The sequence below is a fragment of the Paenisporosarcina indica genome (assembly GCF_001939075.1).
Lineage (GTDB): Bacteria > Bacillota > Bacilli > Bacillales_A > Planococcaceae > Paenisporosarcina > Paenisporosarcina indica.
Genome location: NZ_MPTA01000006.1, coordinates 192,410 through 218,062 on the forward strand (window position 1 = coordinate 192,410; position 25,653 = coordinate 218,062).

The following is a 25,653-nucleotide window of genomic DNA, read 5'->3' on the forward strand; positions in this document are numbered from 1 at the left end:
CGTTGCAATTTTAGCTTATCGTGTCCGTTTCACTTTTATTGGAGCAGAACTTAAGTGATACTCCGCTCTTTTACTCAAATGTCGGTTTATAAAATGATCGATTATCAAGTGGGAATAGACGCTCTGTAAATTCACCCGGGTTTGTTTTATTTAACGCCCGGTTAAGCATGTTCATTTTCGCATCGATATTATCAATATAATGAAGCATTTCGGCTTCACGTAACATTGGCTTCTTCGGACTGCCCCACTCTTCTTTTCCGTGATGTGACAGGACCATATGTTGAAGGAGCATAACTTCTTCTCCCTCGATTTGTAGTTCTTCCGCCGCTTTCGAAATTTCATTCACCATAATTGTGATATGGCCAAGTAAATTCCCTTCAACTGTGTATGATGTTGCAACTGGACCTGAAAGTTCAGTTACTTTCCCAACATCATGCAAAATAATTCCAGCATATAGTAAATCTTTATTTAATGAAGGATATAAATCACATAATGATTTCCCCAGTTTTAACATGGATACCACGTGATCGATTAATCCGGACACATAATCATGGTGATTTTTCGTTGCTGCTGGATAGGTCATGATTGCTTCTTGATGTTTTTTCAATAAGTGTCGTGTAATTCGTTGAATGGGTGGATTTTTCATTTCAAAGAAAAATTGCATTAATTCCTCGAATAACACTTCTTTTGACTTTTCAGCAGCCGGCACAAGGTCACTTAATGAAATACCTTCCTCGTCTTTTATCGGACGAATACTCTTTATACGTAACTGGTTTTTGCCACGATAATGTTGAATTTCTCCCCCTACTCGCACGATTGCTTCCGCATGATAGAGTGTTTCATGTTCTTCATTGGTATCCCATAGTTTTGCTTCAATATCGCCACTTTTATCTTGCAAAATAAGTGTCATAAAGGGATTCCCTGTAGTTGTAAAAGCTTTAGTTGATTGTTTAATCAATAAATAGTGGTCTACTGCTTCTCCTACCGCTAATGTTGTAATGCCTGTCATGTGGATGGCACACTCCTTTCATTTCGCAATGTTGCGACGTCAATAACGTTCGCTTGCGGCCAAATCGTTTTCATGTCTTCATGACATGTAAAGTAGAAGAATTGATGTTGATTTTCTAAATCCGTCATTAATTGTACCATTTGTTGCGTACGGAAACGATCGAAATGTACAAATGGATCATCCATTAAGATCGGCAGCGGGACTGTATCTACAAGAGATTCTGCTAGCGCAAACCTCAAGGATATATAAGCCTGTTCTTTTGTTGCTTGACTAAGCTCTGCAATATGATAACGGGTACCAGATACATGTACAGCTTCAAATACACCTTGCTCATTAACTTCAAGTGATTCATAGCGAGCACTTGTTAAATGATTAAAAAACTGTTGAGCTTTTTCTAAGACATATGGAAGGCGTTTTTCTTTTAGGTTATGCATGGTTTGACGGATTGCTTCTGTCACTGCTTTATGGACAGACCATTTATGTGCCAGTTCTGCTAGTTCAGTTTTTTTCTGTTCAAATTGTTGCAAGGTATGTCCATATCGTTCATCGCTTAACAATGAACTTGTTTGTTGTTTAAGTGTAGCTTTCTCTTCCAATAGTTCATTGCGTGTTGACAAAATATGATTAAATTGCGAATCAAGTTCGTCAAGTTGTGGCTCCTCTTTTGTTTCCGGTACCGTAATCTCACCTATAGAGACGAGTTGACTGTTAATCGCATTTAATTCATGCTGTAGGTATTGTTTGTTCCTGTAGACTGCGTCAGCCGCATAATAGGCCGCTTCGTTTTCCACGTTAGCCTCATTCCATAATGTTTGAATGTTCTTAGATTGAGCCTCATATAGTTTTTGCTTTTCAGCAAGTTTCGATTTCCATATTTTTACTTTTTCTTGTGTGTTTCCAATCTCTTTTAAGCGATCTTTTAATTCACTATATGCGTTTCGTAAAATGTTATAAGCATGGTTTTCAGAAAAAGATTCTTCAGTTACTTCGGTCATCGTTGTTAACCAGTTTTGAATTCGTTCAATAACGGCTTTGTATTCATTTGATCTTTGTACGTTTATTTGTTGTAACTCTTGAATTTGACGAATACATTTTAGAAGCTCTGGAAACAGTTTTGCTTGAAGCAATTCATCAAAGCCATGCTGTTGAAGAAATTCATTAAATGCCTCTTTTGCTTCATCCTCTTTTTGTAGTGTCTGTCGCATATTTTGGTCAATCACTTTCAACACATGTTCTTTTTCATCTTTTTGTTGTGTAAGCAGTGACATTCTATCATTATACAATCGTACTTTTCCTGCTAATTGTTCCACCGTTGTTAGCTCGTTTTCAAGTGCTGTAATTTCTGACTGATAGTCTTTCAATGGAGCTCGCTCTGAAACTTGATTATTTTTTTTAAGCAAAACATAAATAAAGGTTGCCAGAAGAATGCCACCTGCAGCAATCCACCAATTTTGAAGAAGAAATGCCCCGCTAAAGGCTGCCAATAATATCACACAGAAAATAACTAACGAAGTATTTGTCTTTGGTACAGTCGGTTTCAGATTTATTTGTTGTCGAGCCTTTAGCTCTGCCACTTGCCGAATTAACTGTTGAAGTTTCGTTACTTGTTGTTGTTCCCTTTCACTGGGGGCTGTTTTCTGCACTTGCTCTATGTTACGTTGCAGTTCTTGAATCTCTGCCTGTAATCGATGGCGACTTTGTGTTTCAAAACGCAAGGACTCTTCCGCTTGTTGCATGTTCTGCATAATTTGTTGAAAATATTCTTCTTTTTGAAGTGACACATCCATTGATATCACTTGTTCAAAGTGTAAGTCACTTTTGATCCCAAGTAATCGAGCGTGCTGATCAATCTCACTCTTTAATTGATCCATTTCAATTGCAAGCTGTTGTTTGCGAAGTTGCAAGTGATGCCATTCAGTTTCTTTTGATAGCATGTCTTCCATTTCTTTCATTCGTTCAACTGGTAACGTTTGTTTAAAAAGGTTCTCTGACTGTTCGATGTCATGAGTTAATTGATCCATTTGAATGTCTAGTTCCTGCCTACGATCTTTTAACAATTCATATCTTCGAATTCCTTCAGCTGGGAACGATTCTTGAACAATCTCATCTATTTGGAACATCAGTTGAGTTTTTTGTTCTAGCAACGGCTTTGCTTGAAGGTACTTTGACAGTTGTTCGTCTTGTTGTTTCAATTGGTGTTCTTGATGTTTTAATTCTTCAAGCCTTCGATTAATTTCTGACATCCGAACAATAGCGGGTTCATATTGATCAATTTTTGACCGTTCCTCTTTCAATGTTTGCTCAAGGCTTCGGATTTCTTCTATTTTCACATTCATTTCCGGGTTCTTGCCGGATTTTTTAAATAAGTTATTCATTTCTTTTGTTGCTCGTTGTTCAAGTTTCGTTAATGTTTCGACACCTGTCGTACCCGAGGCAAGTAGTGTTCGGCTTAATTCTTCTTCGGTCATTTTTTCAAAGTTTTGTAATTGATGGATAGAAAACGAAAAGATGCCTTCAAAAGAGGTTCGATCATAGTGAAAGAGAACTTTCTTTAACGACTCCTCGTCACCACGCGTGCCGTCTTCAAAGAATACCGTCACGTCTCCAGCTGATTTCCCTTTTACCCGTTCAATGACGACACGTCCAAATTCAGGATGATCGATGTGAACTTGTCCACCATGACGGCCGCCTCCTTTTGGTTCATAGCGTAATAATCCTTGATTGCGGAGTGGGAACCCAAACAACACAGAAAGCAAAAACTGCTGAATGGTTGTTTTCCCCGCCTCATTCCTTCCGAAAAATACATTGATTCCATCTTTCAGTTCAATCATGATATCTTCGTGTTGCCCAAAACCATAAATTACGAGTTTTTGGATACGCATAGGGGGTTCCTCACTCCTTTATTAATAGTTCCTTTTGAATGATTGCACGTGCATCTCTTTCAATCGCTTCATATTCTTCAACTGTTAGTTTCTCCATAAAACGACTACTTCTCGAATGTTGATATACATCGCTTATGATCTCTTTCCAATCTTGAGCATCCCAGTCACTCATTACAGAGATTACTTGATCCGTCAGTCCACTCGATCCCGATTCTATCGTTTCCGGAATATCCACCGAAATGGATTGAACCCAAATCGTAGGAACTTTCATTTCTTGTGTTTCACGTATCAATGCTACCCATTCCTCTATCGTCGTACCATTGAGCATAGTTGAGGTATTAATATCTACATCGATTAATTTGATTTCAAGAATTCCAGCTCCAAATTTACTACGAAATCGTTCGATTGATTCTTCAACCATTTCTATCCATTCATTTGCATGCACAATGTCTTTACATGAACACTCAATCTGTTCGTATATGATGGCAGACGTCGGTACAAAATTTAATTGAGCCCCACTTTTATCGAGCGTCACATCATAAAAACCTTTTGGCCCTTTTTCATTACGATGACGACTTTGAATGTTGCCTGAATAAACAATTGGTGGCTCAGCATGGAGCATTTGTCTTTTATGAATATGGCCTAATGCCCAGTAATCGTAATTTTTGCTTAGTAAATCTTCTTTTGTAAAAGGAGCGTAAACCGCATGCGTCTCGTCCCCTGCCAAACTCCCATGAAGCATTCCGATATGAAATGCATCAGCTTGTGAAGCTGCCTCATAGGAGGACATCATTGATTCTTTGACATGACGTTCTATATAGCTAAAACCAGTTATGTATACGTCCTGTTGACGAATGTTCACCTGTACTTTCTCAGTTTTCGATTGAAATACATGTACATTAGGCGGAAGTTGAAAACGCGTCCATTTTCCACCAAGATGGTCATGATTTCCATGGCAAAGAAAGACCGGAATTTGATGTTTATGTAATGTTTCCATGCCTTGCTGAAATTTATGCTGGGCGCGCAGGCTGCGATCTTCCCCATCATAAATATCACCGACAATCAGGATGAAATCGGGCTTTTCTTTAACAGCTGTTTGGACAATTGTTTGGAATGCTTCGAATGTGCTATCGCGAAGTGCTTTCAACTGCGTATCCGGCATCGAGGTTACTCCTTTAAACGGGCTATCGAGATGCAAATCGGCTACATGAAAAAAACGTATGGCAGTCATTGGATGCTCCTCCTTTTGTCGAATGTTTGTTCTTATTTTATCATTTGAACTGGAATTAAGCTACTTGTTGAAAAGGGAAAATAAAAGCCATTCCCTAAGTACTTGGAATGGCTTATGTTAAATATTTAATTCTATTTCTTTCCTAACTGAATCGCTTTTTTAATATCTTTCAAGGATTGGGAAGCCCCATACATTAATACGCCTCCGCGATAAACTCGAGAACCGAACCACCCTAAAACAAAGATTGTAACTAATAAAATGGCAACTCCTAAGATTGGTTCCCAAATTGGTAATTCCAGCATCCCTACACGCAAGAACATGACGAGTGGTGTGAAGAATGGAATATAAGAAGCGATTTGTACATACCCCGCTTCAGGATTTCCTAGACCTGAGAACGCGATAAATGATGCAATAATGATCAAGAATGTCATTGGCAATAGCAATTGTTGGACATCTTCCGTTCGACTTACAAGTGAACCGAGCAATGCTGCCAATGTTGCATATAAAAAGTACCCCAGTAAGAAGAAAATCACTGCGAACACCATAGTGCTAATACTAACATTCGAGAATCCGAAGAATGAAAAAACGCCAGAGGTTAAGTCTGAGGAACTCGTTTTTAGTGCAACAAATCCTACTACGCCAAACAATGCGATTTGTAATAGACCGAGTGTTCCAACCCCTGCTATTTTCGCAAACATGTGTTTCACCGGAGAAACACTGGAGATGATGATTTCCATAACCCTTGATGATTTTTCAGTTGCAACTTCCATAGCTATCATATTGGAATAATAGAAGACGGCAAAATAAATAACGAAGATTAAGACATAAACCAATCCACGCGCTTGGCTCAATTCTTCCTCGGATTTTGAAGAATCAGATACCGCTTTTTGATTAAATTCTATTGGGGCAAAAAGTTGTGCGACCTTCTCACTCGATAAATCCAATGAAGTGGCTTTCAAGTTTGTTTGCAAATTTTGAAGTGCGTCACGAATGGCCATCGGATTTTCAAATTCACTAGCATTTTCAGATGTGTACGTTGCATGAATCGTTTGAGTTTCATTTACTGAGAGTTCAAGAAAACTCTTAATTTCTTCTTCAGAAACTTGTGCTTTCAACTCCTCAATTGAATGCGTGGAAGATTTCAAAGTTAAGTCACTTTCCGACGCATCTAATTGCTGTTGTAGAGGCTCTAGTAAGCTACCACTATGATCTACAACATAGATGGTGCTAGAATCAGCTCCCCCATCAAAAACACCTATATCTTGCACTTTGGAAATAATGCTTGAAAGGTTTGACATTAAGAAAATTCCGGCTACAACAATTAAAGTAGTAATGACAAATGATTTCGTTTTTGCCTTTGTCCAAAATGATTGATTGAATATCGTCCAAAAATCACGCATGTTCTTTCCCCACCTTTTCAATGAAGATATCTTGAAGTGAAGGTTCTTCTATTGCGAAGTATCGGATATCGCCTTTTGTCAACGCATTGCGTAGTAATTCATGGGCAACTTTTTCTTCACCAATCTGGAAAACGCCCCCCTCAATGGTTTGTTTGTAGGAAGTAACCCCTGTTGTTTCTTGTAAAAATGATAAATCAAAATCTGCTTTCATCCGAACATTTTGATGTCCAAATGATCGTTTAACTTCTCGTAAGGAACCCGTCAATAAGGATTGCCCGTGGTCCAAAATGATAAGTTGCTCACATAATTCTTCTACATGGTCCATACGATGACTAGAGAAAACAATGGTAGCTCCTTCCGTCTGTACGTCCAATATCGCTTTTTTCAATATTTCTACGTTGACAGGATCTAATCCGCTAAACGGTTCATCCAAAATAATGAGAGATGGTTTATGTATAAGAGATGCAATTACTTGTATCTTTTGTTGATTTCCTTTTGAAAGCTCTTCTACTTTTTTACTTGAATAATGCGGAACTTCAAATCGTTCGAGCCATTCATTTGAGGCGATTTTTGCATCATGCTTTTTCATTCCGCGAAGCTGACCTAAATATATGAGTTGATCTTCAACTTTCATTTTTGGGTATAGGCCTCGTTCTTCAGGTAAGTAGCCGATATGGGTGCTATTGGCATACGTTATCGGTTTGCCATTCCATGTAATCGAACCTTCTGTTGCATCCAATAAACCAAGTATCATGCGAAATGTAGTGGTTTTTCCAGCACCATTTGCTCCTAAAAAACCAAACATACTCCCTTGCTTTACCGTCATGGACAAATCTTTTACAGCTGTAAAGTTCCCAAACTTTTTAGTTACATTGTCAATCTGTAATGTCATGTCTACACCCCTTAGAATTTTTTCTCTGCAATTATTCCACCTATTACATACGCAATCATATGCGCAACATACACAAATGTTAACAGGAAAAATGAAAATCCAGCGCCTTCAATAATCATGGCCGTAATCCAAGCTCCAGCGATACATAACGTCGATATTCCCCATGCTATTGACCGCGCTTTATTGTGTATTTGGTGATATCGTTCGTCAAAAAGTCGTTTCTTTTTTCCATTCTTTTTCACAAAGTAAAAGACGATCGCAATTGTGAAAAAGCCAACTAAGAAACCTGATAATCCTGATAAATAATCAAAACTCTCACTCATTTTCCTCTCCCTCCTCATATATGAATATGTCTTCAATGGTGCAATTAAACAATTTTGAAAGTTTGAACGCGAGTATGATGGATGGATTGTATCTTCCTTTTTCCAAGGAAATAATGGTTTGTCTCGATACATCTAACTTTTCGGAAAGATCATCCTGCGTCAGGTTGAATTCCATTCTTTTTTCTTTCACGAAATTCTTCACCTTAGCCCCCCCTTATTAGTAAAGTTAGCTTTACGTAAAGTTTACTTTACTAGCGAGATGAATGTCAAGCTCACTTTACAAACTATTTTTTTAGTCTGAAAACTTGTATAATGAATTTATATTCGTATAAGAGAGGTTGATAAGTGTGAAACCATATAAATTTACAGCGTTTGAACCCACAGGAAAGTTAATTATTGAAGAAACTTGGAAGTTTGCATCAGACGAAGAAGCAAAAGCAAAAGGATCAGAAATGATTGAAAACAAAAACTTCGAAAAAACTACACATCGTTTAGTCAACACATCTGGAAAACTCATTTTATTCCACGTATAGGAAAAACAGACTACCAAAGTTATTACATCCTTTGATAGTCTGTTTTATTATTCACCTTTAAAATTTGGTTTGCGTTTTTCAACGAATGCTTGAATGCCTTCCAAATGATCCGCAGATTTTCTCATGGCGGATTGTGAAGAACTTTCTAACGCAAGTACTCGTTCAAGTTCGTGCACATGTTGGGTATGTAGTATTTGTTTAGTAGCTATCATTGCTTTGATTGGGGAAGTTAAGAATTTCGCTGCAGTAATTTCTGCTTGTTCCAGTCCTCTTCCTTCGGCGGTCACTTCGTCAATAAGTCCAAGTGCTAAAGCTTCGTGTCCATTTAATACCTTCCCAGACCAAATAAGCTGTTTCGCTTTTGGAATACCTACACGCTCTTTTAAGAAGAAATGCCCTGCTCCATCTGGAACCAATCCAATTCCAATGAAATTCATCGCAAGTTTGCTGTTTTCTTCAGCAATAACCACGTCGCATCCTAATACCAAACTAAAACCTAACCCAGCAGCAGCACCGTGAACAGCTGCAATTGTCACCATTGGAAGTGAATATAATGCTTTTGCTAGTCGAGAAACATCACCCATAACAGCATCAATATCCATTGGACTTTCTGGATCAAGCATCGCCTTGATATCACCACCTGCAGAAAATAGACGTCCTGCCCCTTTAATTAAGAGAACTTGAATATCCTTTTCACCGTTTAACCATTCTAAAGCATCGGCTATTTCTTTCATCATCATGGCATTCATTGCATTCATGCTTTGAGGACGATTCAATGTCAAAGTTGCTAACCGTCCGTTTTTTTCTATTATTACTGTTTCAAATCTCAAAATAGACACCTCTCTCTTCTAGTGAATACTCGTTCATAATAATAGTATTCGAGATTGATATAAGAAATCCTTTAATTTCACCAGGGATTAAATAGATAGCGGTAGTGGCAGAATTAGTACATACAGAATTAGGGGAGACTTAAATGGTTCCTGATTTAGCAACGATGAAATTTTACATACCATCACTCCAGGAGGCATTATGAAGAACGTACTTTATTTATTCGGTCCAACTCTTATGATTTTTATCGGTCTCAGCTATTATGAATCAATTCCAATTACCTTCGCATTGTTTTATGGGTGGTTATTTTTTATTCCCTTTATTAGTTACCTCAAAAGGGATTGCCTTAAGGAATCATTTTTTCATTCATTCACTAACGGAATTTCTGCACAAACCGTCTGGATTGGCATTGTAAGTGGAGTTATTTGTTTAATCGCGATTTTTAGTGCTGTGTCAATATTACAAGGTCGATTATTTGAAACTGAGCGAATATCAGAAGTTTTAGTTGATTGGGGTTTTACTGGATCACAAATGTGGGGATTCATTTTAGTATTGATTTTTTTTAATCCGTTTCTAGAAGAATGGTACTGGAGAGAGTTCATGCATACGCGTTTAATTCCTATCTTAGGAAGAACTAAAACCGTCGTTGTTACTTCATTTTTCTATTCATTGTATCATTTATTATCACTGATTCCATTATTTGCGATGCCATTTAGCTTGATTGCAGCAGTACCTGTTTTCCTTGTCGGTTTAGTATGGGGATATTTTAAAGTGAAACTTTCAACGATCACTACCTCAGTAATTAGTCATGTACTTGCGGATGTGGGAATTGTCATCGCTTATTTGTATCACTTTATGTAAGGTTGATCTTGGATTCGACACAAAACCACGATAATGGATTTCTACATAAAAAACACAAAAAAGACCAATTCCCTAAGGGAACCGGTCTGTAAATTAAAATTAAAAGCCGCCTTTGCCGTAAATAAAATAAGAAAGTTTTAGACCACCACTTCTCCAAGTGGGTGTTCGCGGAAACTATCCTGTATGTCCTCATTGATTATAAAATGAACAAGGCCTGCCATTCCAGTTTCTATAAAAAACTCCCTATAACAGCTTAAAGGTTAAAACTTAAATATCGTTACGAACAACGCAGCTTATATTCGTATATTAACTTAAATGATTTGAACTTTCAATGGAAATTTCAACCATATTAATTGTGGTTTCATCAGCTACACTTTACAATTAATATATAGGAAGTTTTTTATTAAAATGCGACATTTAGACTTGTTTATAAATAGAAAAAAGTTGATGGGAGTGTAACTATGATTGAAACCATTTCAAGTTTATTAGGGGTCTTTGCGATGTTATTTTTATTTTTGCTTGGTTTACTTAGTCAAATAAAAGATTGCAACCAGGATTTACTAGTAACAAGAGTTCTGTCAAAAAGATTGCTATTTGGACATAAACTTTCAATATGGGGCTTTTATGGATTCCTATTCTTTTATCCAATGCATCTCTTCATTAATTTCGGTGTTATTAATAATGAAGTTGTTTTACCGGGTGAAACTTCATATATTGCAACCGCCATTTCCTTTTGTTCAATCTTAATAGGAAAGTATTTAATACTTTCTGTGAAAGCTCACGCAGTAAAGGTATTGTATTAAATAACAAGGTCACGACTATTCCACAAACTAGTATTTCAATAGCATTCAAAAAAAATTCCATAAACTTAATCATTTCATTTGCATATCTCCTAATATCGTGTTATTCTTAAGAAGAATTATTTTTGTCGGTGTGAAGGATTGAATTTGTTTAAACTTATCGTCTTAATGATCACTTTGAGCAGGGATAGTATTACATCGTGTGACATTTCACACTAGGAGGCAACAACTATGGAACAAGGTACAGTAAAATGGTTTAATGCAGAAAAAGGATTCGGATTTATCGAGCGTGAAAATGGAGACGACGTATTCGTACATTTCTCAGCTATCCAAAGTGAAGGTTTTAAATCTTTAGACGAAGGTCAAAAAGTAACTTTCGACGTTGAGCAAGGCGCTCGTGGAGCTCAAGCTTCTAACGTTCAAAAAGCATAATTCCAACATTTCAAACAGACTCTACATTGTAGAGTCTGTTTTTCTTTGTGTATATAATGGGATATTTTGCAATATATCTTCGTTTGGATCTCATTTCTATAGGAACCACGTATAAATAAAAACAAAAAAACCTCCACTCACAGAATGAGTAGAGGTTTTAATTCAAGTAAAGTAACACAATTTAAGGATTTTTATATTATATCATGAAAAATTATAGATGTCTAGTTTACTAAATATTAAATTCTCTTCCCTCTAAATTCAACCTACGACATTTTTCTACTCAAAAGAAAAACCAGCACAAGGCTGGTTTACATTCCTTCATATAATGCCTGTACTGGCTTCATAAGAACTCGGTTTACCTCATCTATTAACCCACTTAGTGCCATTTCAGCTTGCAGCATTTTTTCGATTTTCTCATTTGTTTGTGCGAGTTGTGCAGTTTTTTGTGCATACTCGAGCTCTTCACCTGAAATTTCTATGCCTTGCATTTGCTTTTCTTGTAACGTCATCTGTAAGTCACGGAAACTTTTAAATAAAGCAAGCGCCTGTGGATCTGATTTCACATCCAAAACTGCTTGTTGCACTGCTGTATATTCGGTTGTTTTTCTGAACGTGTTCTCTAATTTGTTGATATCATCGTAAATATTAACTGTCATATTAACACCCCTACATCATATTTATTACATACATGACTCCGCCTTGGACAACACCGATCAATCCACCCAACACCGCACCAAGTACCGTAATCATTTTAAATTCTCTTTTTGATATGCCCAAAACTAGATCTTCCAGACGTTCCACCGGGAATGAATCAACTTGTTCTTTCACAATATCTTCCAGCTGTAAACGTTGAATGGATTCTCCAAGCTTTGTTTCACCCTGTTTAAACGCAAACTCTATAAGTTTAGGTGTCAGGTTGTCGGCAGTCCATTTTGCTCCGTTAGGCCAGTATGATTGTAACGTAACATCGAGTCGTTTTTCAACTGACAACTCATTTTTCACATAAGATTTAATCATTTGTTTCATAGGTTGTAAATCCAATCCGCCAATTAAGTCATTTAAAGAACGATCTTTTAATTTTTCCCATTCACCTCGAATTGCATTTGAGATCATCTCCGATGTACCTGGAGCATGTAAGAATTTTTGGATTTCTGGCTGAACACGATTTACGATGGTTGAAGAGTCGCCCATAAACATGTTAATCATATTGCCAAATGCCCCTTTAGAGGCGAGAAAGTCGTCAATTAATCGTTTAACAGTTAGACGTCCTTCATCTGACACAAAGTATGTTTCCGCTTTTACAATCATGTGCGCCGTGATTTCAGGTACGCGTTCATTCGCATTTTTCAGCCATTGTTCAGGAGCGATTTCACGAATTGTTTTGATTGCAAATCGAGATTCAAGTGATGTCATTTGTTCATCAATCAGTGAATCTATTTTACCTTCCACACGTGTTGGAATATGTTCAACACCTACTCTTTCAAGCCACTGCTTAAGTGTTGTTTCTGTCTCAAATATATGTTTTGTCAGTTGTACTTGTATCCACAACTGTGCCTTTTGACGCATTTCAACGGAAAAGAATCGGCGTTTAAATGTTTCGGGTGTCAATAAATGTTCGACAACTGTCCGTCCCATTGACTTAGCCAATTCATCTCTACGTTTAGGGATAAGTCCCGGGGTAAATGGCACTCGCCACTTGCCTATGTATCTCGCTTCATGTGGGCGAAACAACATTTTTATTGCCAGATGGTTGGTAAATCCACCGATAAGTGCGCCAATGAATGCCATGAAAAGCAACGTCCATATTAAATTCAAATTGTTCACCTTTTTCTTTCAAGCTACCTTCAATTATAACAGACTACAGCAGCTTGTTAAAAATGTGAACCGTTCTAATTAGAGTGCGTTATACATTGTTGAGAATCGGATTGCGTGTTCCATTTCATCATGCATCGCAATGAACACAGGATTGTAAGCTTGGGGGATTGGAATAGTCAAAAGCAATTCTTTGTAAAACTCTTTTGCTTCCAATTCTTCAACTAGAGACTCTTTGGCAGCTTGCTTTAGATCTGTTGGTGGTGGCGCTTTTTCGGGATTTTGTACATATTGACCAGTCAGCATATAATAGAGTTGTTGAAACATTTCATAATGACTTTTCTCATCATCCATGATATGCGTGATAAATGATTGCCAATATGGATCGTCTGTTAATGTATGCATGGATTTATAGAAGTAATAATCTCGATATTCATTTTCAATGGCTTGTTTCAGTTGTTCATTAAACAATAGGACACTCCTTTTTTACCTTTTTTCTAGCGTATGCGGGGGTGCCTACACCTATGAGAGGAGCAGATTTCATGCTACAACATTTTAGCTTTAAACCCATGTTTGAAAATAAACAATTACCTGGCTGGACTTTTTCTTTCTTCTATAAACAAACCCGCTTTGGCGGTGAATACCAACCAGACGGATCGATTACGTGGACAAGTGGTACTACACCACCCGATGAAGAAATCGTAAAGAAAATGATTCATGAACTGATGCTTTTTCATGTATATGATTGATTAAGAAATGCGACTGAGCTCATACTCTGTCGCTTTTTTGATTTTAATGCTTGTTATTGATGCTGAAGCAGCTCCTCAGTCGGACATTTCGGTGGTGACGTCTGAAAAGTTAGGAATGGTTTTTTCATTCTTGTTGGCTCATGCGGAACCTGCAGCTTGCGCAAATGTATGATAAACAACTAAATAGTCTTAACATAACTAATAAGAAAAAAAGGGAGTACCCTTTACCCCACATGAGGGGTAAGAGGTACTCCAGATTGCAAGCGATACATTTGTTCATAACGACCACCGAGTGCCACCAATTCATCATGTGTTCCCTGTTCCACAATTTCACCACGATCCAGCACTAAAATGCGGTCTGCATTTTTAATAGTAGAAAGTCGATGTGCAATAATGAATGTTGTACGTCCTTTTTTCAATACATCCATCGCATGTTGAATGATTTCTTCCGTTTCTGTGTCAATGTTTGAAGTGGCTTCATCTAAAATCAAAATTGCCGGATCAAACGCTAACGCACGTGCAAATGATATTAATTGACGCTGACCAGATGACAGTGTGCTCCCTTTTTCGATTACCGGTTCATCAATGCCTTTTGGTAAATGTTTAAGTACCCTAGCCCCACCAACTGCATTTAAAGAAGCCTGCACCTTTTCACGAGAAATTCTAGCGTCCCCTAAACTTACATTCGATTCAATGGTTCCGGAAAATAGATATGGATCCTGTAGCACAATTCCCATATGGTCACGAACTGTTTGTCGCGATAAATCTTGAATATTCATCCCGTCTATCGTTATAGCACCTTTTGATACGTCATAGAATCGGAACAGTAAATTCATAATCGAACTCTTTCCTGATCCCGTATGACCAACAAGCGCCACGGTCTCCCCTTGTCTCGCTTCAAATGAAATGTCCTTCAGTACATACTCTTCTTCTTTATAGGCAAACCAAACTTTTTCAAATCGAACATTTCCTCGGTAACGAGCAATTTTTTCATCGTTTACATCTTCACCTGTTCGGTCAAGTAAACGGAAAACACGCTCTGCTGCGACTAGCGCTTGCTCAAGTTTGGCCAACTGATTCACGATTCCTGATACAGGGTTAAACAATCGGGTGATGTAATCCACAAACGCATACAATACCCCCACTGAAATTGCGGTAGTTGCTGTTAATGAAGCACCGCCAAAGTACCAGATAAATAATACGAAGGTAATCGTACGAAGCACACCAACTAAATTGTGTGATGTTCCTGCATCAAGATACAGCAATTTATTTTGAAATTTGTAATGCTCACGGTTCATGACTTCAAACTCTTCTTGCATTTGTTTTTCTCGACGGAATGCTTGAATGATAGTCATTCCTTGAATCGATTCATTAATCATCGCATTCATATCACTTACTTTTGCTCGAACAATGTGATTATATTTTGATGCATACTTGCGATATAAGATCATCCAAATAAACAAAATGGGTAAGACGAATAAAGCAATTGCGGCCATTTTCCAATCAAGGAAGAACAATGCGACGTAAATCCCAGTAATGTACATCCCGCTAGTTGCAAACTGTGATAATACCGTAACGTACAATTCCCGAATCGCTTCTGTATCATTCGTTATGCGAGCGACCACTTTACCTGCAGGCAGATTATCAAAGTAGCGGATCGGCAATGTTTGAATGTGTTGATACACATCATTTCGCATTTTTTGAATGACACGATTTGCCGCTCTTTGTAAGAGTAAATATTCACCATATCGGAATATGGCAGCTACGACAGTAAGTGCAAAAAACACGCCGAGTAATGTGATAATCGGTTCAAATTCAATGCCATTACTTGCTCCTGCAATATGTTCATCAATGATTTTCTTAGCAATTAGTGGACCTGCTAAATCCGCTGCAACAGCTACGGTTAGAAGTGCCATACCAAGTATTAATAATTTTTTATAATGAAGAGCGTAAAGCCATAATCTTTTTCCTGTACTCATGAAGTCACCTCCTCGATTTGCTGGCGGTCGAACTGTTCTTTGTACCAGCCCTCTTTTGCAAGCAATTCTTCATGTGTACCTTTCTCAATCATTACTCCATCGTCCAGTACAATTATCCAATCAGCATGTTGAATGGCGGATAGTCGATGAGTCGTAATAATCGTTGTTTTTCCGCTTCTTTCTTGTTGTATATTTTCAATGATACGGGCTTCCGTTTTCGCATCAACTGCAGACAAGGAATCATCCAGTATTAATATTTCTGGATTTTTAATCAGTGCACGTGCAATAGAAATACGTTGTTTTTGTCCCCCTGATAAGGCGACTCCTTTTTCTCCAACGAGTGTTTCTAATCCTTGAGGTAACAGTTCTAAATCTTTTTGGAAATAGGATAAACGAATGGCCGTTTCAATATCCCTATCTGTTCCTTTCGGATGACCAAATAAGATATTTTCTTTTATTGTACGTGAGAATAACACGTGATCTTGTGGGACATAGCCAATCCAATTTCTAACTTGATCTTTTGTTTGATTTTCAATCGGAATATCTGAGAACGAAAGTGTCCCTTCGCCTATTGGGTATTCTCTGAGCAACTGTTTAATTAGCGTGGTTTTCCCACTACCTGTTTTCCCAACAATCCCAAGCGTCTGTCCTTGCTCTAAGTGTAAATTAATATTGCTTAAATTCACAGATGAAGATTGTGGGTATTGGAATTTTATGTTATTGAAACGAATTCGACCTGGTTGTGAGACCGCAACAGGATTTGGGGAATCTTTTACATCTTCTTCGTAATCCAAGGTTTCTTGTACACGATCCAGCGAAGCACTTCCCCGTTGCATGACGTTAATCAATTCTCCAATTGCAAACATTGGCCAAATAATCATTCCCAGATAAACGTTAAATGCCACTAAATCACCGAGTGTCATTTGACCTTTTGACACCAAATAGGCTCCGTATCCTAAGCCAATCATATAACTAATACCCGTTAGAACTTTTGTAATCGGATTAAACAAAGCATCGATTTTTTCGACTTCCATATTTTTCGCGAAAACATCTTCTGTCATGTCATCAAATTGTCTCTCTGATGCCCTTTCTTGCACGTACGCTCGTATAACACGTACGCCTGCAACTGCCTCTAGGACACTATCATTCATATCACCAAATGCGTCTTGTGCTTTCATATACTTCTCATGAATACGCTTGCCGAGAATCTGCATGACAATCGCCAAAATCGGTAGTGGCAATAGCGCAGCAATTGTTAATTTCCAACTAACCAGAATCCCCATTGTCACTAAAATTGTCAGCATGTAGAGCGATGAGTCAATTAACGTTAAAATTCCGAATCCAGCTGTAGTTGATACTGCTTTTAAATCATTAGTGGCACGAGCCATTAAGTCCCCCGTACGGTTTTTTTCATAAAACGACGGCGTCATACGTAAAAATTGTTTCATTAATCGGCTACGTAATTGTTTTTCAATCACATACGCTCCACCAAATAGTTGATATTGCCAAACAAAGTTACTCAAATAATTCACAACCATCACTGCGATCAATGAAAGGATAAAAGTATAGAGTAATTTTGAAGTTAGGGTTTGTTGATAAATTGCATCAATGGATTCCCCAAGTAGCCATGGTGGAATCACTTCTAGTACGTTCGTAACCATTAGCAACGAGATTGCAAGGGTGTATCGTTTCCAGTTTTCCGCGAAAAACCATTTTAATTTAAATAATACCGAGAACATGTCAATTTCCTTCTTTCCTTAAAGGTTGAGCTTACACTAGCCACCTTCTAGAGATTCCTTGATTAGAATTTGTTTCTGTTGCTGAAAGTTCATAGCCAGCACTCCTTTTCAATGTTTTTATATGTGACAGTAAATACTGAAACAACCATAATTTGGTAAGTGATAAACACAAAAAAGCACACGCACTGTTTCCAGATGCGTGTGCACATGAAAAAAAGTACAGGTATCCATACCTGTGCCTTTTTGTGTGTTAAGTCAAAGAGAATGAACTGGCAGGTACGGATGAACTATGGAATTATTCGCAATTTCAAATAGGATAATCATGACACGTACCTCCTTTTCTCATAGTTTTATTTACCTTATTAGATTATCATGTTAATTTTTCCATTGTCAATACATTTCGAATAAAATTAGTATTCAATTAATAATTGCGTTTATTTAATTTTCCAAAGGGTATTTGAAAACTAAGTAATCATCCAATTTGAGGAGCGATTAAGCATGTAAGAAAAAAGGAATTTCGAAGTGCGACATAAAGAATAAATTGGCAGCATATTACTCGGAGCAACATCAATCAAATACACAGCATATTTAGTTATTTTCTTTGCAGTGTTATGGATTCTTATTAATTCGTATACATTTTTAACTTAGAGAGGAGATTTCACCTAATGTTTAATAATATCATTGTTGGATATGATGGTTCGGAAGGCAGTCGAGCAGCATTAGACAGGGCTGTTGACTTGATGAAACTTCAATTTGATACCAAATTAGTCGTGGCTTATGTGAATGAGGATGTGATTGGTGGAGACCCTGCCTATACAGGTGAACCTTTAATTGCAACATCTGTTATAGCTGATATGACAACTGCTCCATCCGTTGATCCTGATCTTAACTCACCTAGGCAATTAGCAAGGGAATATGCAACTCAAATGACCGAGTTTATACAAATGCAGTTTGATAAACATCATATTGAAGGACAAATCATCGCAATAGAAGGACACCCAGTCCAAGCATTATGCGAATTAGCTGCAGAGCAACATGCCGATGCAATACTCGTTGGAAACAGCGGAAAATCAGGTTTCCAAAAATTTTTCGTTGGATCTGTTAGTGAAAAATTAGTCAAAGAATCACCATGCTCGGTGGTAGTTGTTAAATAATCTTGATGAATGCACTCCTATCTCAATAGGGGTGCATTTTTAATCTTACGTATATTTGTTGGTTGAAATAGAGAAGTTAAAAGTGAGGAATCTCGTATTACGCACAAGGAGTCGTGATGATATGGAAATTGCGGTACTGTTACGAAATGATTTACGCCTTCATGACCACCCTGCCCTATCTCAAGCTGTACTTGATGGTAAAATCTTGCCAGTTTATGTTTTAGAAGAAAATTTAGGCGATGCCTTTAAATATTGGACTCATCGCAATCTAGAAACTCTACAATCTTCATTTCGTGAAATTGGTGGTGAACTATTTGTTTCACGCCTACCATTACCCGAAACGGTCAGAGCACTTCAAGAAGAATTGGCAATCACTGCCGTTTACTTCAACCAATCCCATCATCCCCAACAACGCATTCGAGATGAAGAGTTTGCCTTACAATTAGTAGGAGAAGGATTGATTGTACGAATATTTGAAGGAACCATGCTCCTTCCCCCGTCGGAATCGGTGAAAGGAAATGGTGAACCTTATCAAGTTTTCTCTCCATTTTATAAACAGTTCCGTACTAAATCCATCCCTCCAACTGTACCAAGAATTAGAGAAGCACTGTTTGTAGGATGCGATTTGAATATAAAAAGCATTTCAACCGATATCACTTCATTACAATTGGTTCCATCTATCCCTTGGACACATGGCATGGATGAAATTTGGACACCCGGGGAAGATGCTGCCATTGAACGCATCCAAACTTTTATCGATGAGGATGTGGCTGCCTATAAAATCACGCGTGATTTTCCTGCCATTTCAGGAACCTCCCGAATTTCCCCTTACCTAGCGATTGGTTCTCTATCGGTTCGGAGTGTTTATCACTACACTTTAAAAACACAACCGGATGTGAGTGAAGCGTTTATTCGGCAATTAATCTGGCGTGAGTTTGCTTATCAAATGTTGATTCACTTTCCTCATACTGTCTCGAAACCACTGAATCCTAAGTTTTCTAAATTCCCTTGGTTAAATAACGAGGAACATTATGAACAGTGGTGTCTTGGACAAACTGGTGTTCCATTAATTGATGCAGGGATGCGTGAATTGTTGTCGACAGGTTATATGCATAACCGGGTTCGAATGAACGTGGCCAGTTATTTAACCAAACACTTATTGATTGATTTCACAAAAGGAATGTCTTGGTTTTGGAACAAAGCCATTGATGCGGATTTCGCCAACAACACTTTCGGCTGGCAATGGACCTCTGGAAGTGGTGCCGACGCTTCTCCCTATTTTCGGATCTTCAATCCGTACTTACAAAGCAAGAAATTCGATAGTGAAGCTGTTTATATTCGCAAGTGGGTTCCAGAGCTTCGGGGTCTATCAAATCAGGACATTATGGAACCTGATCAAGCCTCTAGTGATGCATTAGAAAAAGCTGGAGTTGTCTTAGGTGAAACGTATCCACGCCCTATAGTTCCCCATAAAGCAGGTCGCGCACGTGCGTTACTGGCCTATGAAAAGATTAAAAAATAAGAAAAACCGGGCAAGTACGTCCGACCCTTTAAAAGAGGTTCACTGAATCATGAAGGATTGTAGGTTGCTGTGGACGCCTTCCTGCTGCACCATGGTCTAGTGATTAAAAAGCGTATGGGCGAATGACTTCGTCATGTCGCCCATACGCTTTTCTTCCAGACCATCCTGCGGCGGGTGTACGTCCGTCGCTCCCTTGTTTCTTCCATGTGAACAGTGATTTCTATTTTGATAACGAAAGAATCGATGCCTTCCTTTAACGGGTCAATCGGTCGAAAATGAAATTTCGACATCCCACTGCTTTCTTTATTTATAATATTCTCCGTTAATAAGTCACGTTAGTATTTCCTTATCATGCTATTTTAAAGGAAGTCTCATTATCCACTCGCATTTATAGATGGAAACGTAAATTAGCACATACAAATAAAGAGATTCTGTACTGAATTAAACAGTTCCAATATGCCTAGGCATAACCAGCGTAGGCGCCTTTCAAGTGGTAGCCGGAGCGAGAAGATTGGCAGTGACTTTCTGCCTGGCTTCTCGCGGGAGGCATCCACAAAACGCCGGAGCGTTATTCAAAGGAATACTACTTATTCCAGTCGATAATGGTGGACTTTTACGTGCTCGATTTAGGATAGGAAGTGCTATGAATACTGGGTTCTAGTCGTCTCGAATTTTAAGCTTTCTTGTCTTTTGAAGAAAGACCTTGGCTCCTGTCCAAGGTCTCATTCACTACTTTTCAATTAACACTGCACGGACTGGGCTGCCGTCCGCTCCTTCAATTTTTAAAGGAAGTGCTATTAATTCGTATAAACCTTCCTTTATTCCATCCAAAACAAGTCCTTCTAAAATGTATCGACCTGACTTTCCTAATGTGTGATGAATCGGTAATTCCTTACTTGTGATCGCATCTACAGAAGGTAAGTCCACTCCAAATAACACAATTTCGTTTTCAACCATCCATTCCACTACATCGACAGCAAACGTTGGAATTTCTTCTGGGAATACGTCACGTTGCTGCCAGGCACTTGTATGGAATAGCACTGCTTTTGCTTCCCCAACCATTACGTTTTGCAAAGTTTCTCGAGAAATTACGTCATTTCCACTCACATCAATCACAATAGCACTTACAATATAATTTTCTAATGGAAGTTCATGTACTTTTTCACCTTGGTCATCATAATGGAACGGTGCATCAATATGAGTTCCTATGTGCGTACTCGTAGTAATTTGTCCAACATTCACAGATCCACTTTGTTCTTTCGTCCAATTAACTTGAAATTGAAAGGCTGTATCACCCGGCCACTCAGCTACGTCTTGATTTAGCATCATTGAAATGTCATGGATTTTCATTTACGCCACCACATTACGTTCATTTGAAAATGTTTTAAATGTATCTTCATCCATGATTTTCTTTAACCGTTGAACCATTTCCCATACATCTACAAAGCTGGAGTAGAAACTGATTGGTGCTAGTCGAATAATATCAGGTGTTCGGAAGTCAGGTATGACATTCGCCTCTTTTAAAGCTTTACAGATCCGGGCTGCCTCTGGATGAGCTAAAGCAATATGACCACCACGTGCCTCATCAGCCGTTGGGGTAACATCAACAAACCCATATGTACCCAATTCCGCGTGCACTAAGTCTCGTAAATACTTGGTCAAAGCAAGTGATTTTGAACGTATGGCTTCCATCCCTACTTCTTCAAATAATTCAACACTTCCACTTAGTGGGGCAGTACTGAGTAGGTTTGGTGTACCAATTTGATAAGCACCCGCTCCGTCCGCTTTTGAAAAATCATGGGACATATCAAACTGTTTGGTCTTATTAGAACCAAACCAGCCAGCAAGTCCAGGCAATTCATGGTGGTGACGCTCATGAATATATAAGCCACCCGTTCCACCAGGACCACTATTCATATACTTATAATGACACCAAATCGCAAAATCTACGTTGTCTGTATGTAACTGATGTGGAACGGCTCCAACCGAATGCGCTAAATCAAATCCAACAATGATTCCTTTTGAATGTGCCATTTCAGTTATTCGACCTAAATCTAATAATTGCCCGCTACGGTAAAGGACGGAAGGCAACAATAAAATTGCTACATCCTCCGTTAACATTTCTTCAATCGCATGCAACGTAAGTGTATAGCCATCGTTACTTTTCACTTTTCGCAAAGAAACAGCCGGATTGAGACCACGTAATCTTAAATGACTTTCGACTGCATAAATATCCGATGGGAAATTCAATTCGTCCACAACTATGACGGATCGTTCAACAGTTGGATGAAACAATGTCGAGAGCATTTGATGAATGTTGACCGTTATCGATCCTGTCACCATCACTTCGGTACCGTTCGCACCAACCAATTTCGCAACACGCTCACTCAATAGTTCGGGATACATAAACCAAGGTTCTTCCCCTTCAGTCCATCCATCGATTCCTTTATCACGCCAACTTGAAATAAGTTTATGCAGAGTTGCTTCTGAACGCTTTGACATTAGGCCTAGCGAATTCCCGTCCATATATAGCTGATTTTCAGACAAATAAAATTCAACTTTATATTTACGCATCTTGTCATGCGAATCCATATCTGTTGCAAATTGTTTTGTCGTATCCAATGTACTATCCCCTTTTAGTCATATTTGGCAAAGCTTAATGCACCCAAAACTGCAGTGATAATTAGTAAAATACTAACAGATTAAATGAAATTATCACAATAGTATAAAAAACTTGACTCTATTTGTTCAACAGGTTGTGGTTTTTCCTTTCATCTGTAAATTACTTCCTTATAAATTTAGTAGTCTATGGAAACCAAATATGGAATTACCTGTGATGTACCAAGGAAGTTGAAAATTATTATTTGTTATTTGCTTAAAAATCTTTTATTATTATATGTATTAACTATTTTTAAGAAAACAGGAGGTGTACACTTTGTTCTCCCCCTCATTCGGGTTTGGAACAAAGGAATTCTTTGGACATAGCCATACGATTGACAGCATTTGCTGTCTTAATCGCTTTTACAGCATTCTTCGTAGCAAGTGAGTTTGCCATTGTAAAAGTGAGAACAACCCGCATTGATCAATTAATAGCGGAAGGAAATAAACGTGCGATACCAGCAAAAAAAGTCCTATCAAACTTGGATGAATTTTTGTCTGCGTGTCAGCTGGGTATTACTATTACTGCATTAGGATTAGGGTGGCTAGGTGAACCAACAATTGAACGGATTTTACACCCAGCATTTGAGTATTTTGTTCTTCCGGAGAATGTTTCTTCAATCCTTTCATTTATCATTGCATTTGCACTTGTGACTTATGTTCATGTAGTGGTGGGAGAACTAACACCGAAGACATTTGCTATACAAAGAGCTGAGGAGATTACATTAGCTGTCGCAAAACCACTAATTATATTTGATCGACTTATGTATCCAATCATCAGAGGTATGAATGGTTCTGCTCGTTTCTTAGCTGTTCGTGTTTTTGGATTGAAAGCCGTATCCGAGTCAGAAGTGGCCCATTCGGAAGAAGAACTTCGAATGATTTTATCTGATAGTTTAAAAAGCGGTGAAATAAATCAGTCAGAGTATAAATATGTAAACAGTATTTTTGAATTCGACGATCGGATTGCCAAAGAAATTATGGCACCACGAACAGAGATGAGTGCCATTGATAAAGATACAACACTTCGTGAAGTGTTCGATCAAGTAAATGTGGAACAATATACACGCTATCCCATAACCGATGGTGATAAAGACCATGTTATAGGACTAGTAAACATGAAGAACTTATTAACTGCTTATATTAAAGAAGCATCAAATATAGATCGACCGGTAATAGACTATATGCAACCTATTATTCGTGTCATTGAGACGATTCCTATTGGTGAATTGTTACTAAAAATCCAACGTGAACGTATTCATATGGCAGTCTTAATGGATGAATATGGTGGTACATCCGGACTTGTGACAATAGAAGATATTCTTGAAGAAATCGTCGGGGATATAAGAGACGAGTATGATAATGATGAAATACCGGATGTTCAAAAATTAGCCGATGACCATTATATCCTCGATGCAAAAATATTAATCGAAAACGTTAATGACATTCTGGCGATTAATATTGATGAAGAAGATATCGATACCATTGGTGGATGGTTTATGACAAAGCATTTCGAGCTCATCAAAGGCGAAAAAATAATTGAACAAGGATACGAATTTACGATTAAAGATATGGAAGGTCATCACATACTGTATCTGGAAGTAATTAAATTAACTGAAGATGAAGTAGCTGAGTTAGGAAACCAACTAGCGGAATCATAAGAAGAAACGACTCTCCTAATGAGAGTCGTTTTCTCATGGTCGAAAGTTTTGCAGGAGGGAAAAAATTTGGAACTGTACACACAATTACGTGAAGGGGAAAAAGGTGCATGGATTAGTATCTGTACATATTTAGTATTAAGTGCAGTAAAGCTGACGGTTGGGTATTTAGGTACATCGGAAGCTCTAAAAGCAGATGGACTTAATAATACAACCGATATTGCAGCTTCAATTGCCGTGTTAATTGGCTTGCGAATTTCCCAAAAACCACCGGATGAAAACCACCATTATGGCCATCTGCGTGCGGAAACAGTTGCATCCCTTGTCGCATCATTTATTATGGCGGCTGTAGGTTTGCAAGTATTAATGAATGCAGGACGTAATTTGTTCCATCCAGTTCATGAAACTCCGTCCATTCTGACTGCTGTAGTAGCAGGCGGGAGTGCAATTGTCATGTACGTAGTTTATCAATACAATTTGAGATTAGCGAATCGCATTAACAGTTCAGCTGTACGAGCTGCTGCATATGACAATCGATCGGATGCCCTGGTAAGTATTGGGACAACTGTTGGGATATTGGCTGCAATTTATGGAGTACCCATACTTGATACTATTACTGCTATACTGGTGGGTCTCCTAATCATGAAAACTGCCTTGGATATATTTAAAGAAGCGGTATTAACACTAACTGACGGTTTTAATGAAGATGAAATGGAAACTTTATCTGTACTGGTCAGAAAAGTACAAGGTGTCATACATTTGGAAGATTTTAAAGGTCGCATGCACGGTAATCTAATGTTCGTAGATTTAACCGTGACCGTGAATCCTATATTAAATGTTGTAGAAAGCCATCGAATAACCGAAGAAATAGAAAGAAAAATCCACATTGTCAAACCATTTTGTATGGTACATGTCCACATCGAACCCCACCTTCGTGAGCATTCAACTATATTGGAACAATAAAAAACCGCCATATGGGCGGTTTTTTTCTAGCTTATCATTCTTCGGCATCTTCTTCTTCAAGCTCTTGCTCTACATCATTATCTACATCATCTTCAGTGTCGTCACCACATGCAGCCAACAACCCTACTGATAGGAATGCTGCCGCACCAATTTTCCACCATTTTTGTCCAGCAATTGATTTCGTTGTCATTGTTATTCCTCCATCCTATTAAGTTTTTTGTTAACCGT

Annotated in this window: 26 protein-coding genes and 1 other RNA gene; 10 read left to right on the plus strand and 17 right to left on the minus strand. The window is 38.2% G+C overall.

What is annotated here, in order from left to right; translation table 11 throughout:
- Positions 1-70: 70 nt before the first annotated feature.
- From yhaM to GY23_RS14395, 7 genes are all read right to left on the minus strand, one after another.
- Positions 71-1,009: a 3'-5' exoribonuclease YhaM gene (gene yhaM / locus GY23_RS14365; RefSeq protein WP_075619906.1), complete on the minus strand. Its 939-nt coding sequence runs from the start codon at positions 1,007-1,009 to the stop codon at positions 71-73.
- Positions 1,006-3,891, minus strand: a complete 2,886-nt coding sequence (locus GY23_RS14370) for an ATP-binding protein (protein ID WP_075619907.1) — start codon at positions 3,889-3,891, stop codon at positions 1,006-1,008. The genes yhaM and GY23_RS14370 overlap by 4 nt, the downstream gene beginning before the upstream one ends.
- Before the next feature lie 10 nt (positions 3,892-3,901).
- Entirely contained in the window at positions 3,902-5,122 is a 1,221-nt protein-coding gene (locus GY23_RS14375) for a metallophosphoesterase family protein (RefSeq protein WP_075619908.1), read from the minus strand.
- Between the two features lie 131 nt (positions 5,123-5,253).
- Positions 5,254-6,522: an ABC transporter permease gene (locus tag GY23_RS14380; protein ID WP_075619909.1), complete on the minus strand. Its 1,269-nt coding sequence runs from the start codon at positions 6,520-6,522 to the stop codon at positions 5,254-5,256.
- Complete coding sequence (locus GY23_RS14385) at positions 6,515-7,414, minus strand: ABC transporter ATP-binding protein (RefSeq protein WP_075619910.1); 900 nt, start codon at positions 7,412-7,414, stop codon at positions 6,515-6,517. Before GY23_RS14385 ends, GY23_RS14380 begins: the two co-directional genes overlap by 8 nt.
- An 11-nt stretch (positions 7,415-7,425) precedes the next feature.
- Positions 7,426-7,737 (minus strand): DUF2178 domain-containing protein, encoded by a 312-nt coding sequence (locus tag GY23_RS14390; protein ID WP_075619911.1) that lies wholly within the window; start codon positions 7,735-7,737, stop codon positions 7,426-7,428.
- Positions 7,730-7,939: a helix-turn-helix transcriptional regulator gene (locus GY23_RS14395; RefSeq protein ID WP_075619912.1), complete on the minus strand. Its 210-nt coding sequence runs from the start codon at positions 7,937-7,939 to the stop codon at positions 7,730-7,732. The genes GY23_RS14390 and GY23_RS14395 overlap by 8 nt, the downstream gene beginning before the upstream one ends.
- Before the next feature lie 145 nt (positions 7,940-8,084).
- On the opposite strand from GY23_RS14395, the gene GY23_RS14400 reads away from it, so the two are divergent.
- Positions 8,085-8,270 carry a YhzD family protein gene (locus GY23_RS14400; RefSeq protein WP_075619913.1) on the plus strand — a complete coding sequence of 62 codons (186 nt, stop codon included), beginning with the start codon at positions 8,085-8,087 and terminating at the stop codon, positions 8,268-8,270.
- 47 nt (positions 8,271-8,317) lie between these two features.
- On the opposite strand, the gene GY23_RS14405 is transcribed toward GY23_RS14400, so the two are convergent.
- On the minus strand, positions 8,318-9,100 hold the full coding sequence (locus GY23_RS14405) for an enoyl-CoA hydratase (RefSeq protein ID WP_075619914.1): 783 nt from the start codon (positions 9,098-9,100) through the stop codon (positions 8,318-8,320).
- Positions 9,101-9,299: 199 nt separating this feature from the next.
- Between GY23_RS14405 and GY23_RS14410 the strand changes: the two genes are divergently transcribed.
- Complete coding sequence (locus GY23_RS14410; protein ID WP_075619915.1) at positions 9,300-9,959, plus strand: CPBP family intramembrane glutamic endopeptidase; 660 nt, start codon at positions 9,300-9,302, stop codon at positions 9,957-9,959.
- Between the two features lie 99 nt (positions 9,960-10,058).
- Here the strand turns inward: GY23_RS14410 and ssrS are convergent.
- Positions 10,059-10,257: non-coding RNA, 6S RNA (ssrS, locus tag GY23_RS14415), on the minus strand.
- 163 nt (positions 10,258-10,420) lie between these two features.
- Between ssrS and GY23_RS14420 the strand changes: the two genes are divergently transcribed.
- Together GY23_RS14420 and cspC are read left to right on the plus strand one after the other, a co-directional pair.
- Positions 10,421-10,762, plus strand: coding sequence for a hypothetical protein (locus tag GY23_RS14420; RefSeq protein ID WP_075619916.1), 342 nt, complete (start codon positions 10,421-10,423; stop codon positions 10,760-10,762).
- 228 nt (positions 10,763-10,990) lie between these two features.
- Positions 10,991-11,191 carry a cold shock protein CspC gene (cspC, locus tag GY23_RS14425; RefSeq protein WP_016429181.1) on the plus strand — a complete coding sequence of 67 codons (201 nt, stop codon included), beginning with the start codon at positions 10,991-10,993 and terminating at the stop codon, positions 11,189-11,191.
- Between the two features lie 308 nt (positions 11,192-11,499).
- On the opposite strand, the gene GY23_RS14430 is transcribed toward cspC, so the two are convergent.
- From GY23_RS14430 to GY23_RS14440, 3 genes are all read right to left on the minus strand, one after another.
- On the minus strand, positions 11,500-11,847 hold the full coding sequence (locus tag GY23_RS14430; RefSeq protein WP_075619917.1) for a YlbF/YmcA family competence regulator: 348 nt from the start codon (positions 11,845-11,847) through the stop codon (positions 11,500-11,502).
- 10 nt (positions 11,848-11,857) lie between these two features.
- Entirely contained in the window at positions 11,858-12,979 is a 1,122-nt protein-coding gene (locus GY23_RS14435) for a DUF445 domain-containing protein (protein WP_075619918.1), read from the minus strand.
- Positions 12,980-13,084: 105 nt separating this feature from the next.
- On the minus strand, positions 13,085-13,474 hold the full coding sequence (locus GY23_RS14440) for a ferritin-like domain-containing protein (protein WP_075619919.1): 390 nt from the start codon (positions 13,472-13,474) through the stop codon (positions 13,085-13,087).
- A gap of 71 nt (positions 13,475-13,545) precedes the next feature.
- Between GY23_RS14440 and GY23_RS14445 the strand changes: the two genes are divergently transcribed.
- Positions 13,546-13,752: a YheE family protein gene (locus tag GY23_RS14445; RefSeq protein ID WP_075619920.1), complete on the plus strand. Its 207-nt coding sequence runs from the start codon at positions 13,546-13,548 to the stop codon at positions 13,750-13,752.
- Positions 13,753-13,798: 46 nt separating this feature from the next.
- A complete protein-coding gene (locus tag GY23_RS18950; RefSeq protein WP_281251505.1) occupies positions 13,799-13,924 on the plus strand; it encodes a hypothetical protein in 126 nt (41 codons plus the stop codon).
- Between the two features lie 52 nt (positions 13,925-13,976).
- Here GY23_RS18950 and GY23_RS14450 read toward each other — a convergent pair whose 3' ends face one another.
- Positions 13,977-15,731 (minus strand): ABC transporter ATP-binding protein, encoded by a 1,755-nt coding sequence (locus GY23_RS14450; RefSeq protein ID WP_075619921.1) that lies wholly within the window; start codon positions 15,729-15,731, stop codon positions 13,977-13,979.
- Positions 15,728-17,470 carry an ABC transporter ATP-binding protein gene (locus tag GY23_RS14455; protein ID WP_075619922.1) on the minus strand — a complete coding sequence of 581 codons (1,743 nt, stop codon included), beginning with the start codon at positions 17,468-17,470 and terminating at the stop codon, positions 15,728-15,730. Before GY23_RS14455 ends, GY23_RS14450 begins: the two co-directional genes overlap by 4 nt.
- A 665-nt stretch (positions 17,471-18,135) precedes the next feature.
- Here GY23_RS14455 and GY23_RS14460 point away from each other — a divergent pair.
- Both GY23_RS14460 and GY23_RS14465 read left to right on the plus strand, forming a co-directional pair.
- Entirely contained in the window at positions 18,136-18,624 is a 489-nt protein-coding gene (locus GY23_RS14460; RefSeq protein WP_075619923.1) for a universal stress protein, read from the plus strand.
- 121 nt (positions 18,625-18,745) lie between these two features.
- The gene (locus GY23_RS14465) at positions 18,746-20,146 is read left to right on the plus strand and encodes a cryptochrome/photolyase family protein (protein WP_075619924.1); all 1,401 of its coding nucleotides are present in this window, start codon (positions 18,746-18,748) and stop codon (positions 20,144-20,146) included.
- Between the two features lie 729 nt (positions 20,147-20,875).
- On the opposite strand, the gene kynB is transcribed toward GY23_RS14465, so the two are convergent.
- Both kynB and kynU read right to left on the minus strand, forming a co-directional pair.
- The gene (kynB, locus tag GY23_RS14470) at positions 20,876-21,496 is read right to left on the minus strand and encodes an arylformamidase (protein ID WP_075619925.1); all 621 of its coding nucleotides are present in this window, start codon (positions 21,494-21,496) and stop codon (positions 20,876-20,878) included.
- Positions 21,497-22,768, minus strand: a complete 1,272-nt coding sequence (gene kynU, locus GY23_RS14475) for a kynureninase (RefSeq protein WP_075619926.1) — start codon at positions 22,766-22,768, stop codon at positions 21,497-21,499.
- A gap of 353 nt (positions 22,769-23,121) precedes the next feature.
- Here kynU and GY23_RS14480 point away from each other — a divergent pair, with 353 nt between their 5' ends.
- Both GY23_RS14480 and GY23_RS14485 read left to right on the plus strand, forming a co-directional pair.
- The gene (locus GY23_RS14480) at positions 23,122-24,465 is read left to right on the plus strand and encodes a hemolysin family protein (RefSeq protein ID WP_211270688.1); all 1,344 of its coding nucleotides are present in this window, start codon (positions 23,122-23,124) and stop codon (positions 24,463-24,465) included.
- Positions 24,466-24,531: 66 nt separating this feature from the next.
- Positions 24,532-25,425: a cation diffusion facilitator family transporter gene (locus GY23_RS14485; protein WP_075619927.1), complete on the plus strand. Its 894-nt coding sequence runs from the start codon at positions 24,532-24,534 to the stop codon at positions 25,423-25,425.
- A 34-nt stretch (positions 25,426-25,459) separates the two neighbouring features.
- Here GY23_RS14485 and GY23_RS18345 read toward each other — a convergent pair whose 3' ends face one another.
- Positions 25,460-25,615 (minus strand): hypothetical protein, encoded by a 156-nt coding sequence (locus GY23_RS18345; protein ID WP_161487615.1) that lies wholly within the window; start codon positions 25,613-25,615, stop codon positions 25,460-25,462.
- Between the last annotated feature and the right edge of the window lie 38 nt (positions 25,616-25,653).